The sequence below is a fragment of the Rhizobium ruizarguesonis genome (genome assembly GCF_017357285.1).
Lineage (GTDB): Bacteria > Pseudomonadota > Alphaproteobacteria > Rhizobiales > Rhizobiaceae > Rhizobium > Rhizobium ruizarguesonis.
In genome coordinates, this window is sequence record NZ_CP071678.1 from 4,829,749 (window position 1) to 4,842,906 (window position 13,158).

General features: G+C 62.1%; 10 protein-coding genes and 1 tRNA gene. 9 read left to right on the forward strand and 2 right to left on the reverse strand.

Annotation, left to right across the window (positions count from 1 at the left end):
• Positions 1-203: 203 nt before the first annotated feature.
• Both trxA and J3P73_RS23610 read right to left on the reverse strand, forming a co-directional pair.
• The gene (trxA, locus tag J3P73_RS23605; RefSeq protein WP_130688547.1) at positions 204-1,169 is read right to left on the reverse strand and encodes a thioredoxin; all 966 of its coding nucleotides are present in this window, start codon (positions 1,167-1,169) and stop codon (positions 204-206) included.
• A gap of 160 nt (positions 1,170-1,329) precedes the next feature.
• Entirely contained in the window at positions 1,330-1,839 is a 510-nt protein-coding gene (locus tag J3P73_RS23610) for a prolyl-tRNA synthetase associated domain-containing protein (RefSeq protein ID WP_024320447.1), read from the reverse strand.
• Between the two features lie 256 nt (positions 1,840-2,095).
• On the opposite strand from J3P73_RS23610, the gene J3P73_RS23615 reads away from it, so the two are divergent.
• From J3P73_RS23615 to J3P73_RS23655, 9 genes are all read left to right on the forward strand, one after another.
• Positions 2,096-2,170: transfer RNA gene (locus J3P73_RS23615), tRNA-Gly, on the forward strand.
• Positions 2,171-2,584: 414 nt separating this feature from the next.
• The gene (locus tag J3P73_RS23620; protein ID WP_130692972.1) at positions 2,585-4,027 is read left to right on the forward strand and encodes a M81 family metallopeptidase; all 1,443 of its coding nucleotides are present in this window, start codon (positions 2,585-2,587) and stop codon (positions 4,025-4,027) included.
• A gap of 209 nt (positions 4,028-4,236) precedes the next feature.
• The gene (locus J3P73_RS23625) at positions 4,237-4,968 is read left to right on the forward strand and encodes a FadR/GntR family transcriptional regulator (RefSeq protein WP_017989759.1); all 732 of its coding nucleotides are present in this window, start codon (positions 4,237-4,239) and stop codon (positions 4,966-4,968) included.
• A gap of 93 nt (positions 4,969-5,061) precedes the next feature.
• Positions 5,062-6,570, forward strand: coding sequence for an ABC transporter substrate-binding protein (locus tag J3P73_RS23630; RefSeq protein ID WP_130692973.1), 1,509 nt, complete (start codon positions 5,062-5,064; stop codon positions 6,568-6,570).
• Positions 6,571-6,845: 275 nt separating this feature from the next.
• On the forward strand, positions 6,846-7,793 hold the full coding sequence (locus tag J3P73_RS23635) for an ABC transporter permease (protein WP_024320455.1): 948 nt from the start codon (positions 6,846-6,848) through the stop codon (positions 7,791-7,793).
• On the forward strand, positions 7,790-8,662 hold the full coding sequence (locus J3P73_RS23640; RefSeq protein WP_064247216.1) for an ABC transporter permease: 873 nt from the start codon (positions 7,790-7,792) through the stop codon (positions 8,660-8,662). Before J3P73_RS23635 ends, J3P73_RS23640 begins: the two co-directional genes overlap by 4 nt.
• Positions 8,663-8,683: 21 nt before the next feature.
• Positions 8,684-10,468 carry a gamma-glutamyltransferase family protein gene (locus J3P73_RS23645; RefSeq protein WP_130688550.1) on the forward strand — a complete coding sequence of 595 codons (1,785 nt, stop codon included), beginning with the start codon at positions 8,684-8,686 and terminating at the stop codon, positions 10,466-10,468.
• A 2-nt stretch (positions 10,469-10,470) separates the two neighbouring features.
• Positions 10,471-11,226, forward strand: coding sequence for a DUF1028 domain-containing protein (locus J3P73_RS23650; RefSeq protein ID WP_075224951.1), 756 nt, complete (start codon positions 10,471-10,473; stop codon positions 11,224-11,226).
• Positions 11,227-11,250: 24 nt separating this feature from the next.
• The gene (locus J3P73_RS23655) at positions 11,251-13,089 is read left to right on the forward strand and encodes an ABC transporter ATP-binding protein (protein ID WP_024320458.1); all 1,839 of its coding nucleotides are present in this window, start codon (positions 11,251-11,253) and stop codon (positions 13,087-13,089) included.
• Positions 13,090-13,158: the final 69 nt, after the last annotated feature.

The following is a 13,158-nucleotide window of genomic DNA, read 5'->3' on the forward strand; positions in this document are numbered from 1 at the left end:
CTTAACGCATACCCCGAAAATCGGAATCGATTTTCGGAAAGGATCATAGGTGGATTCAAAGTGATAGAGCGCGCTTAGCGCATCCTGTTGGACGCGCGGCGCTCAAGAGCAACTCCAGGAAAATGCGATGCCGTTTCCCCAGGAATTGCGTAAAAACAAAAGGCTGGCGCGGTGCTGCGCTTCTATGAAAAAGCAGAACCGCTCTAGGAGAACAGCATCGCCGAAAGCTTGCGGCGCGCTGCAACCGTCGCTGGGTCCTTGAAGCCCCAGACCTCGAAGAACTGCAGCAGCTGGCGGCGGGCGCCGTCATCGTCGAAAGCACGGTCCTTGCGCATGATCAGCAGCAGATGGTCGGCCGCCTCGTCGCGCCGGCCTTCGACATTACGGATCTTGGCAAGCTTGATCCGCGCCTCGTGGTCATCGGGATTGGCAGCCAGCTCGCGCTCGAGCGCAACGGGATCGCCGAGCTTGCGGGCCTCCTCGATCTGCTCGAGCTTCATCAGCACGGCCTGGATGCCGGCGTCTTTCGCCAGCTCTTCCGGCAATTCCGTCAGTATTTCGCGCGCCCGCTGATGCTGGTTTGCGGCGATCATGCATTCAGCCATGCCGGCAAGCGCCTTGGCATTCTCGGGATCGGCCTGCATCACGGCGCCGTAGAGCTGAGCGGCCTCGTTGATATTGCCGGCGGCAAGCAGTTCCGCCGCTTCCGCAACCACCGCTTCGATTTCGGCCGCCTCGTCGGCGCCGGCCGGACCGGCGATCCGGTCGATGAACTGCTGGATCTGGCTTTCCGGCACCGCGCCCATGAAACCGTCGGCAGGACGGCCGTTGACGAAGGCGATGACGGCGGGGATCGACTGGATGCCGAGCTGGCCGGCGATCGAGGGATGGTCGTCGATATTCATCTTGACCAGCCGGACACGGCCCTTGGCCTCGTTGACCACTTTCTCCAAGACCGGCGTCAGCTGTTTGCACGGACCGCACCAGGGTGCCCAGAAATCGACCAGCACCGGCTGCTTGCGCGATTCCTCGATCACATCCTTGCCGAAATTCGCGGTCGTCGTCTCCGTGATGTAGCTGCCGGCAGGTTCCGGCGTAGCACTGAAGCTTGTCGTCGCCGTCATCTGATTTCCGAAGGAAGCGTTATAGGGGTTGTCGCTGCCGCTCATAGGTATCTCCCGCCGCGCCGATCCTGCCGGCGTCTTTGCTAAAGCATGTCGCGCAAAACTATGGTGCGGTTTTGCGATAAAGGCATGCGCAAAACCAAAGACTAAAGCGCGGCAAGCGAATCTAAAAGACCGCGACGCGCTTTAGCGCTAAAATCGTATGTCAGGACGTCACTTTCAAGACAAGCGGCTTATGTCCGGTCGCTTCCATGAAACGGATGAGATCGCTGCTCGCAATCGAGGTCGTCGCATCGTTGGATAGCGGATGGCAGTTGACGATCTCCTCGCGCATCAGCTCGGCATCGAGCACGAAGGTGACATTCTCTGCGGTATCGTTGATCGCGCCGAAGGCGGTGACGGCCCCAGGGATGACGCCGAGATATTCCATCAGCTTTTCCGCCCTGCCGAAGGAGACCCGGCCGGACCCGCCGATCAAATTATGCACCTGCTTGAGGTCGACCTCGGCATTTTCCTCCACGGTCAGCAGAAAATACCTGTCCTTCTTGTCCTTGATGAAGAGGTTCTTGGTGTGGCCGCCGGGGATCTCGTCGCGCAGGGCCACCGATTCCGCCACGGTGAAGACCGGCGCATGGTCGACCGTCTTATGGGCAATGCCGAGCCCATCGAGAAAGGCAAACAATTCTTCTCTTGTCTTCGGGGCATTTTCTGACATGGGGCAATCCATTGGGCAGGAAGGGAAAAAAGCGAGGCGTCCTGATTAAGTCGGTCCACATCGTTTGGCAATCTTTGCGACCGACGCTTTGCCCCGCATTTGCGGCCTTTCCGCCGGGCGTCTGCGCGCATCAGAATTTTTCTTCACCTCTCCGTCATTTCCCTGTTGCATTTGAAAACCCGTTAGGCCATATAGCGCCGGTCGCCGCGAGGCGGCGCCCACGGTCCAACAACTACCCCGGACCGATGCGGATTGAGCGGGTGTAGCTCAGGGGTAGAGCACAACCTTGCCAAGGTTGGGGTCGAGGGTTCGAATCCCTTCGCCCGCTCCAGTTTCCCAAAATATCAAAGCTTTAGTATATCTTTGTCGCGCATATAAGCTGCGACCTTGGTGTTTGCCGATCCGCAAGTTCGTCGATCCGGCGAATCAGAGAGGCGGGTACTCCTCGCAGCCATAAGCGAAAACTGCTGAGCTTGACGCGATCTTTTGCGTGCATCCCGCGACCCGCGGCATGGCAACGCCACCCTGCTTGGCCTCGACAAGCGCGATGATTTTTCTGATCATGGTGATCGACAGGCGACCGATCGCGCTGTGATGAGATGGGCAGGCACAGCTTGCGGCGAGCCCGCGCTTGGTGTCAGATGACCGGCGAAATTCTTGACGACGGCACTGGCCTCGAAGGCCCGGGCGCCGCCGACGCCACTTACAACTTTCTGACTGCTCCCAACATCAACTGAGGTTTCCCATGCGCATCGCCGTCGGTGGCATTCATACCGAATGCAGCACATACAATCCCGTCCTGAACGAGGAGAAGGATTTTCGAGTATTACGTGGCGAGGCCTTGCTGGCGTCTCCCTATTTCGCCTTCCTCAGGGATTATGACGCCGAGTTCCTGCCGACGATCCACGCCCGCGCCATTGCCGGCGGCCCGGTTTCGCGCGCCACCTACGAGGCCTTCAAGGGTGAATTCCTCGAGCGGCTGAAGCCGATGCTGCCGCTCGACGGCCTCTATCTCGCCATGCACGGCGCCATGTATGTCGAGGGCATGGAGGATGCCGAGGGCGACTGGATCAGCGCGGCCCGTGCGCTGGTCGGCGCGGATTGCACGGTTTCGGCCAGCTACGACCTGCACGGCAACGTCACCCAGCGCATCATCGATGCGCTCGATATCTATTCCACCTATCGCACCGCGCCGCATATCGATGTCGAGGAGACGATGCGCCGCTCCGTCTCCATGCTGGTGAAGAGCCTGAAAACCGGCGAGAGGCCGAGCCTCCTCTGGGCGCCGATCCCCGTCGTGCTGCCCGGCGAGCGCACCAGCACCGTCGATGAGCCGGCAAAGAGCCTCTATGACATGCTGCCCGGGATCGATGCGATTGATGGCGTCTGGGATGCATCGCTGATGGTCGGTTATGTCTGGGCCGACGAACCTCGCGCCACCGCCGCCGCCATCATGACCGGCACCGACCGCACCGTGCTGGAGCGCGAGGCGAAACGCCTCGCGAGGGCTTATTGGGATGCGCGCGAAGACTTTGTCTTCGGCTGCGAAACCGGCTCGGTCGAGGAATGCGTGGAAAGGGCGATCGCAAGCTCGACTGCCCCTGTTGTGCTTGCCGAATCCGGCGACAACCCCACCGGTGGCGGTGTCGGGGACCGGGCCGATGTGCTGGCCGAGTTGATCGCCAGGGAGGCCACCGGCGTCGTCTTCGCCGGCATCGCCGACAAGGCGGGGACCGAGGCCTGTTATGCCGCCGGCATCGGCGCGGAACTGGAGCTCAGCGTCGGCGCCTCGCTCGATACCAAAGGCAGCAGGCCGGTTATCGCCCGCTTCATCGTCAAATTCCTGCACGAAACTTCTGATCCGACCGACCGCCAGGCGGTGGTTTCGACCGGCGGCATCGATCTCGTGCTTTCCGCCAAGCGCCGGCCCTATCACAATATCGCCGATTTCACCCGGCTCGGCCTCGACCCGCACCAGGCAAGCATCATCGTCGTCAAATCGGGCTATCTCTCGCCGGAACTGGCGCCGCTCGCCAATCCGAACCTGATGGCGCTATCAACAGGTGTCGTCGACCAGTTCGTCGAGCGCCTGCCGCGGCTGCGCAAGCAGCATCCGACCTATCCCTTCGACAAGGATTTCGCCTTCGAGCCGCAGGTCTTTCTTTCCGCACGCTCGACGCCGGCCTGAGATTCACCTGAACCAATTGCGTTTTTCTGGATGATAGTGTCGATCGCGCCGCCGCCCTGTCGGCGCGATCGACCGTTTCCCATATCGGGTCAATTGCGGGCTTGAGCAAAAAACGGGCAGATTTCCATTTGCACAAAAAAGCGCTTGACGGTCGCTGCGTTTTGGTTTGCACTGAACCAATAGAAAATTGGTACGGACCATTTAAGCGAATGCCGATGGATGAGACGCAGGGCAATTCGAATTATGCGCTGGAGAGGCTGAGGGCTCTCTTGCGGTCCGACAGTCTCGACGCCGACGGCAAGCTGCCGACCGAGCGCACCCTTTCGGAAATGCTGGGCGTCGGCCGCCGTGCTGTCCGCCGCGCCCTCGAAGTGCTGGAGGCCGAGGGCCGCGTCTGGCGCCGCCAGGGCTCCGGCACCTATGCCGGCCCGCGCCCCGATGGCTGGAGCGATCATGTCGGCTCGATCGTTGCCGGCACCGATCTCATGGAAGTCATGGAAGTGCGCCTGCGCATCGAACCGCAGCTCGCCCAGCTTGCCGCCATGCGCGCCAAGGCCGCCGATATCGAGCGCATGTACGATCTGGTGAAGAAGATCTACGAAAGCACCGATGCCGACGGGCGCGAACTCTGGGACGGGGCGCTGCACCGCCAGATCGCCCAATGCGCCGGCAACGGTTTTTTCCTCACCATCTTCGACGTCATCAACCGGGTGCGCCAGGACGAGGCCTGGCAGACGATCCGCGAGCGCGCCCGCAGCGCCAGCCGGACGCGGCCCGTCACCTTTAACCAGCATACGGCGATCGTCGATGCGATCGCCGCTCGTGATCCGGCCAGGGCAGGCGAAGCGATGCGCCAGCATCTGCTGACGCTGCAGGAAAGCCTCGTCCGCATCACCTCGCTCGACCACAGCGAAACGGAGGCCGACAAGACCCTCGCCTGAACAGGGGAGGTGAGCCGGGAGAAAAAATACGGGCGGGCCATAACCGCCGGAATGGAAGCAAAAACCAAACAAAAATAGACAGAGGAGAATGGAATGAAGATCGCCAAATTGCTGACCACCGCCGTTGCAGGCGCACTGTTTGCACTTCCTGCCTTCGCCGTCGACCTGAAGATCGGCCTGCAGGACGATGCCGACGTGCTCGATCCCGCGCAGTCGCGCACCTTCGTCGGCCGCATCGTCTATACCGCGATGTGCGACAAGCTGGTCGACGTCTCACCGGACCTGAAGATCGTGCCGCAGCTTGCCACCGAATGGAGCTGGTCGGCCGACGGCAAAGAGCTCACCATGAAGCTCCGCCAGGGCGTTAAGTTCCATGACGAGACCCCCTTCAACGCCGAAGCCGTCGTCGCCACCATCGAGCGCAACATCACCCTGCCGGAATCACGCCGCAAGAGCGAACTGACCTCGGTCGCAAAGGTCGAGGCGACAAGCGAATACGAGGTCAAGTTCACCCTCAAGGCGCCCGACGTCACCCTTCTTGCCCAGCTTTCCGACCGCGCCGGCATGATCGTCTCGCCGAAGGCCGCCAAGGAGCTCGGCGCCAAGTTCGGCGATCACCCGGTTTGCGCCGGCCCGTTCAAGTTTGTCGAGCGCGTCCAGCAGGACCGCATCGTGCTTGAAAAGTTCCAGGACTACTGGAACAAGGACAAGATCTTCATCGACAAGCTCACCTATCTGCCGATCCCGGATACGACGGTGCGCCTCGCCAACCTGCGGTCCGGCGATCTCGACATGATCGAGCGTTTGGCCGCGACCGATGCTGAAGCGGTGAAGGCGGATTCGAGCCTCGTCTATGCCGATGCCGTCGGCACCGGCTACATGGCGCTCTACACCAATATCGGCAATGGTGCGCGCGCCGACAATCCGTTCGGCAAGGACAAGCGCCTGCGCCAGGCCTTCTCGCTGGCGATCGATCGCGATGCCGTCAACCAGATCGTCTATGAAGGCACGGCCATCTCCGGCAACCAGCCCTTTCCGCCGAGCAGCCCGTGGTTCGACAAGGATATTCCCGTCCCCGCCCGCGATCTCGACAAGGCCAAGGCGCTGATCAAGGAAGCCGGCTTCGACCGTGTGCCGATCGAGCTGCAGATCCCGAACAATCCTGTCGCCATGCAGATGATGCAGATCATCCAGTCGATGGTCGGTGAAGCCGGCTTCGACGTCAGCCTGAAGTCGACGGAATTCGCTACGCTGCTGAGCGAGCAGACCGCCGGAAATTATCAGCTCAGCCGTTCTGACTGGTCCGGCCGCGTCGATCCCGATGGCAACATCCATCAGTTCATCACCTGCAAGGGCGGCATCAACGACACGAAATACTGCAACGCCGAGGTGGACAAGCTGCTGAACGAAGCCCGTGCGTCGACCGACGAGGCCGTGCGCAAGCAGAAGTATGATGCCGCCGCCGTCATCCTGAACGACGATCTGCCGATCATCTATCTCGGCCATCAGTCCTGGATCTGGGCGCTGCACAAGAACATCACCGGCTTCGTTCCGTCGCCGGATGGCATGATCCGCCTCGTCGGCGTCAAGAAAGCCGGCTGATCCCTGGAGCATGATGCCGAAAAGTGTGAGCGGTTTTCGGACGACATCATGCTCTACTTTTTGATTTGGATCCGGATGATTTTAGGCCGCTCCGGCCTAAAATCATCTGGATCCAGCAAATCATGCGGCGGAAACCCTCCGCCGCATGATTCTAAAGCGCGTCGCAATCTTTCAGATTCGCGTCACGCGCTTTAGCTTTTTGTTTTACGCATGTCGTTATCGCAAAACCGCTGCACACTTTTGCGCGACATGCTTTAGTCGTGTCAGGATCGCCCATGTATACCTACATCGCCAAACGGCTCTTGGTCGCCATACCGACGCTTTTGATCATTTCGATCTTCGTCTTCTCGCTGCAGAAGCTGCTGCCCGGCGACCCGATCCTTGCCATGGCCGGCGAGGAACGCGATCCGCAGGTTCTCGAATTCCTGCGCGAGAAATACCGGCTGAACGATCCCGTGCCCTATCAATATGTCCGCTGGCTGGGTGCCGCACTGCAGGGCGACCTCGGCATCTCGCTGCGCACCAACCAGCCGGTTCTGCAACTCGTCGGCGAAAAGCTGCCGGTCACCATCCAGCTTGCCATCATGTCGATGATATTCGCCTTTGCGATCGGCGTGCCGATGGGCATCCTGGCGGCCGTCAAGAAGAACACGATGATCGACTATCTCGCCAACATCATCGCGCTGACCGGTCTGTCGATCCCGAATTTCTGGCTCGGCATCATGCTGATCCTCCTGGTTTCGGTCAATCTCGGCTGGCTGCCGGCATCGGGCTACGAACCCTTCTTCAGCAATCCGCTTCGTTCGCTGGAAACCATGCTGATGCCCTCCTTCGTGCTCGGCAATGCGCTGGCCGCGACGCTGATGCGACATACCCGCTCGGCCATGCTTAGCGTACTCAGCGCCGATTACATCCGCACCGCCCGCGCCAAGGGACTGCCGGAAAGCACTGTCGTGCTCGAACACAGCTTCCGCAATGCGGTGCTGCCGATCGTGACGCTGACCGCCCTGCTCTTCGGCGAACTGCTCGCCGGCGCCGTACTGACCGAGCAGATCTTCACCATTCCGGGTTTCGGAAAGCTCATCGTCGACGCCGTCTTCAACCGTGACTACGCCGTCGTCCAGGGCGTGGTGATCTGCACGGCGATCGGCTTCATCCTGATGAACCTGTTGGCCGACATTCTCTACGTCCTGCTCAATCCGCGCATGAGGGCCGCTCTATGACCGCGATTGGAGAGACCGGCATTCCGGCCGCCGACCGCACGCCGAGCCGCGCCTGGCGCAAGCTGAAGGCCAACAAGGGCGCCCTCGTCGGCCTTGCGATCATCGCTTTCTTCGCCATCCTCGCAATTGCCGCTCCCCTTCTTCCGATTCCCGATCCGAACGCCACAAGCTGGTCGGCAATCCGCAAGGCCCCGTCCGCCGCCCATTGGCTTGGCACCGACGATATCGGCCGCGACATTCTTTCCCGGATGATCTGGGGCGCGCAGGCTTCTCTGATGGCCGGCGTCTTCTCGGTAGCCATTGCCGTTATCATCGGCGTGCCCTTCGGCCTTATCTCCGGTTATTTCGGCGGCTGGATCGACATGGTGATCTCTCGCATCACCGAAGCCTTTCTGGCCATGCCTTTCCTCATCACCGCGATCGCGCTCGCAGCCTTTCTCGGTCCGAGTCTGACCAATGCGATGATTGCGATCGGCCTTTCGGCCATGCCCGTCTTCGTGCGGCTGACGCGCGGCCAGGTGCTTTCGGTCAAGACCGAGGAATATGTCGAGGGCGCCCGCTCGATCGGCCTCCGGTCATCGAGCATCATCACCCGCTACATCCTGCCGAACGTCTTTGCACCGATCCTCGTCCAGGCGACGTTGACCATCGCCACCGCCATCATCGCCGAAGCGAGCCTCTCCTTTCTCGGCCTCGGGCAGCAACCGCCGGCGCCGAGCTGGGGCTCGATGCTGAACGTCGCCAAAAATTTCCTCTCCCAGGCGCCATGGATGGCAATGTGGCCGGGTGCCGCGATCTTCCTCGTCGTCATTGGTTTCAATCTTTTAGGCGACGGCCTGCGCGATGCGCTCGATCCGCGCGAAGCATGATTTCTTGAAAGGACATTTGACATGACCGCTTTCACGACCCGTCCAGAAATCCTCGGCACCTTCGGCGTCGTCACCTCCACGCACTGGATCGCCTCGGCGGTCGGCATGAGCATTCTCGAAAAGGGCGGCAACGCCTTCGATGCGGCGGTGGCGACGGGTTTCGTGCTGCAGATCGTCGAGCCGCATCTTTGCGGCCCGGGCGGCGACCTGCCTGCGGTGATTTATTCGAAGAAAAAGGACAAGGTCGAGGTCATTTGCGCGCAAGGCCCCGCCCCCGCCGGTGCGACGATCGAACACTACACGGCGGAAGGGCTGAGCCTGATCCCCGGCGATGGGCTGCTTGCGACCGTCATCCCCGGCTCCTTCGATGGCTGGATGCTGATGCTGCGCGACTACGGCTCGATGAGCGTGCGCGATGTGCTGGAACCGGCGATCTATTACGCCGAGCACGGCCATCCGATGCTGCCGCGCGTCTCCGCCACCATCAAGGGGCTCGCCGCCCTCTTCGAGAAGGAATGGCCGACCTCCTACGAGACCTGGCTGCCTGGCGGCAGCGCCCCCGAAGCGCATGCGAATTTCAGGAATCCGGTGCTTGCCGAAACCTGGAAGCGCATCATCGCGGAGGCCGAGGCGAAAAGCGGCCGGGAAGCGCAGGTCGAGGCGGCCCGCGACGCCTTCTATCGCGGCTTCGTCGCCGAGAAAATCGACGACTATCTGAAGACCGCAGAGGTGATGGATGCAAGCGGCAACCGCCACAAGGGCGTTTTGACCGCCAACGACATGGCGAACTGGTCGGCGACGATCGAGGAACCGCTGACCTATGATTATCATGGCTGGACGATCGCCAAGATCGGCCCCTGGGGCCAGGGTCCGGTCTTCCTGCAGACCCTGTCGATCCTCAAAGGCTTCGAACTCGCCGCGATGGATCCCGCCGGCGCCGATTTCGTCCATACCGTCGTCGAAGCGATGAAGCTCGCCTTCGCCGACCGCGAAGTCTATTACGGCGATCCGAATTTTTCGGAGATTCCCATCGCGCATCTGCTGTCGGAGACCTATGCCGCCGAGCGCCGCAAGCTGGTCGGCGCGGACGCCTCCTTCGATCTTCGTCCCGGCATCGTGCCTGGCTTCGAAGCGCAGCATGATCTGACGATGACGATGCTCGGCGCGGATTCGAAGACCGGCGCCGTCTACGAGCCGACCATGGCGCATCTTTCCGAAAAGCGCGGCGACACCGTGCATATCGACGTCATCGACCGCGACGGCAACATGGTCTCCGTCACCCCGTCCGGCGGCTGGCTGCAATCCTCCCCGACCGTGCCCGGCCTCGGCTTCTGCCTCAATTCCCGCGCCCAGATGTTCTGGCTGAAATCAGGCCTGCCGACGTCGCTTGCTCCCGGCAAGCGGCCGCGCACGACGCTGACGCCTTCGCTCGGCCTCTATGAGGGCCGCCCGACGCTCGCCTTCGGCACACCGGGCGGCGATCAGCAGGAACAGTGGCAACTTTCCTTTTTCCTGCGTTATGCGCATCACAAGCTGAACCTGCAGGCGGCGATCGACCAGCCGCTGTTCCACACCTCGCATTTTCCGGGCTCCTTCTATCCGCGCACCCGCGAACCCGGCAGCCTGATGGCGGAAGCGAATTTCGGCCCTGATGTCCTCGATGCCCTGCGTCGCAAGGGTCACAAGCTGACAGTCGCCGATCCCTGGACGATCGGCCGGCTGACTGCCGCAAGACGCGATGCCGACGGGCTGTTGCGCGCCGCGGCCACCCCGCGCCTGATGCAGGCCTATGCGATCGGGAGATAGCCATGACCTGGTCCATCGTCGCCCGTGATCCCTTGACCGGCCATCTCGGCATCGCCGTCGCGACCCGCTTCTTTGCCGTCGGCGCCCTGGTGCCGCATATTCGCGGCGGCATCGGCGCCGTTGCTACCCAGGCCTTCGTCAGCCCGCTTTACGGCCTCGACGGCCTGTCGCTGCTGGCTGCAGGCAAGGCGCCGGAGGAGATTATCGCCGAGCTGACCGCGCGTGACGCCGGCCGAAATCAGCGGCAGTTGCACCTCATCGATGCGAAGGGGCGCAACGCCGCCTTCACCGGCGCCGCATGCATCGACTGGGCGGGGCATCTGATCGACGAAAACGTCTCAGTCGCCGGCAACATGCTCGCAGGTCCTGACGTCGTCGCCGAAACGCTCGCCACCTACAACAATGCGATGGACAAGCCGCTGGCCGAACGCCTGCTCCTGGCGATGCAGGCAGGCGAGGATGCCGGCGGCGACAAGCGCGGCAGGCAGTCCGCCGCCCTCGTCATCCACCGCGACCAGGATTATCCCTGGCTCAGCATCCGCGCCGACGATCATCCCGATCCGCTCGCCGAACTTGTCCGCCTGCATACGGTGGCGGGTGAACGTTATCTGCATGTCGCGGAGACGATGGCGACGCGGCAAAATCCGAACGGCATGACTGACAGGCGCGAGATCGATGAAAAGATCGCGGCGCTGGAAGCGGCCCGCATCGCGGAAGGCGGGCCTTCCGCCTCGTTCGCCACGCCTTTGAAGATGTGAATTAGATAAAACCAAGGGAACGATATGAGTGATGTTTCTTCAGCCTCCGCCTCTCCTGTTCTCTCGGTCAGGAACCTGACGACCGCCTTCCTCGTCGATGGCGACTGGAAGCCGGTGGTGCGCGACGTCTCCTTTGACGTCATGCCAGGCGAGACGGTGGCGATCGTCGGCGAAAGCGGCTCGGGCAAGAGCGTCACCTCCCTTTCGATCATGCGGCTTCTCGCCAAGGGATCGAGCCGCATCGATGGCGCCATCACCTTGAACGGCAAGGATGTTCTCGCCCTCCCGGAAAAGGAGATGCGCCGGGTGCGCGGCAACGACGCCGCCATGATCTTCCAGGAGCCGATGACATCCCTCAACCCGATCTTCACCATCGGCCGCCAGATCTCCGAAGCGCTCACCTGCCACGGCGATATCGGCAAGGCCGAGGCGCGGGCCGAAACCGTGCGCCTGCTGGAAAAGGTCCGCATCCCGAACGCCGCCTCGCGCTTCGACGAATATCCGCACCAGTTCTCAGGCGGCATGCGCCAGCGCGTGATGATCGCCATGGCGCTCGCCAGCCGGCCGAAATTGCTGATCGCCGACGAGCCGACGACGGCGCTCGACGTGACGATCCAGGGCCAGATCCTCGACCTGATCAAGATGCTGCAGGAAGAAGAGGGCATGTCCGTGCTCTTCATCACCCACGACATGGGCGTCGTCGCCGAAATCGCCGACCGCACCATCGTCATGTATCGCGGCGAGGCTGTGGAAACCGGCACGACCGACGACATCTTCCATCGCGGCAGGCATCCCTATACCCGCGCTTTGCTCTCGGCCGTGCCACGCCTCGGCTCGATGGCCGACCGGAAATGGCCGCTGCGTTTCCCGGTCGTCGATACCACGACCGGCGAACGGCGCGAGCCGGTCGAGGTGGCCGACACCGTCGACCGCCGCCGGACGCCGATCCTCGAAGTCAAGAATCTCGTTACCCGTTTCGATATCCGCGGCGGGCTGCTCGGCCGCAAGACGGGAGCGATCCATGCGGTCGAGGACGTCTCCTTCAATCTCTTCCAGGGCGAGACGCTGTCGCTCGTCGGCGAATCCGGCTGCGGCAAATCGACCACCGGTCGCTCGATCACCCGCCTCGTCCAGCCGAACGGCGGCAGTGTCAGCCTCGACGGTTATGACGTGCTGAGCCTTGACGCAGTCAGTCTCAGACGGATGCGCCGCAGCATCCAGATGATCTTCCAGGATCCCTTCGCCAGCCTCAACCCGCGCATGACCGTCGGCGCCGCCGTCGCCGAACCGATTACGGAGCACGGCCTCGGCAGCGGCGCTCAGGCCCGCGACAAGGCGGCCGATCTTCTCGAACGCGTCGGACTGAAACCCGACATGATGAAACGTTATCCGCACGAATTCTCCGGCGGTCAGCGCCAGCGCATCTGCATCGCTCGCGCGCTCGCACTCGATCCGAAGGTGATCGTCGCCGACGAAAGCGTTTCGGCCCTCGATGTCTCGATCAAGGCGCAGGTCTGCAATCTGCTGATGGACCTGCAGCAAAGCCTCAACCTCGCCTTCCTGTTCATTTCCCACGATATGGCGGTGGTCGAGCGCGTCAGCCACCGCGTCGCGGTGATGTATCTCGGCGAAATCGTCGAGATTGGTCCGCGCGCGGAACTGTTCAGCAATCCGCAGCACGCCTACACGAAGAAGCTGATGGCAGCCGTGCCTGTTCCCGACCCCTCGCGGCGCGGCATCAAGCGCAACCTCGGAACCGACGAGCTCAAGAGCCCCGTTCGTCCGGTTGGCTACGTGGCGCCGCCGAGCCGATACCGGGAAGTGACGGCAGGCCATCTGGTGCGGGTCGATGAAGCCGCCTGAGCGCGGAAACCCATTCTCTGGAGCAGAGGATACACAAGTATTGCGGGAAAATAACCCGTGCTGGTGGCG

Coding starts and splice junctions, on each gene's coding strand:
- trxA (WP_130688547.1), bottom strand. CDS start 1,169: ATGAGCGGCAGCGACAACCCCTATAACGCTTCCTTCGGAAATCAGATG.
- J3P73_RS23610 (WP_024320447.1), bottom strand. CDS start 1,839: ATGTCAGAAAATGCCCCGAAGACAAGAGAAGAATTGTTTGCCTTTCTC.
- J3P73_RS23620 (WP_130692972.1), top strand. CDS start 2,585: ATGCGCATCGCCGTCGGTGGCATTCATACCGAATGCAGCACATACAAT.
- J3P73_RS23625 (WP_017989759.1), top strand. CDS start 4,237: ATGCCGATGGATGAGACGCAGGGCAATTCGAATTATGCGCTGGAGAGG.
- J3P73_RS23630 (WP_130692973.1), top strand. CDS start 5,062: ATGAAGATCGCCAAATTGCTGACCACCGCCGTTGCAGGCGCACTGTTT.
- J3P73_RS23635 (WP_024320455.1), top strand. CDS start 6,846: ATGTATACCTACATCGCCAAACGGCTCTTGGTCGCCATACCGACGCTT.
- J3P73_RS23640 (WP_064247216.1), top strand. CDS start 7,790: ATGACCGCGATTGGAGAGACCGGCATTCCGGCCGCCGACCGCACGCCG.
- J3P73_RS23645 (WP_130688550.1), top strand. CDS start 8,684: ATGACCGCTTTCACGACCCGTCCAGAAATCCTCGGCACCTTCGGCGTC.
- J3P73_RS23650 (WP_075224951.1), top strand. CDS start 10,471: ATGACCTGGTCCATCGTCGCCCGTGATCCCTTGACCGGCCATCTCGGC.
- J3P73_RS23655 (WP_024320458.1), top strand. CDS start 11,251: ATGAGTGATGTTTCTTCAGCCTCCGCCTCTCCTGTTCTCTCGGTCAGG.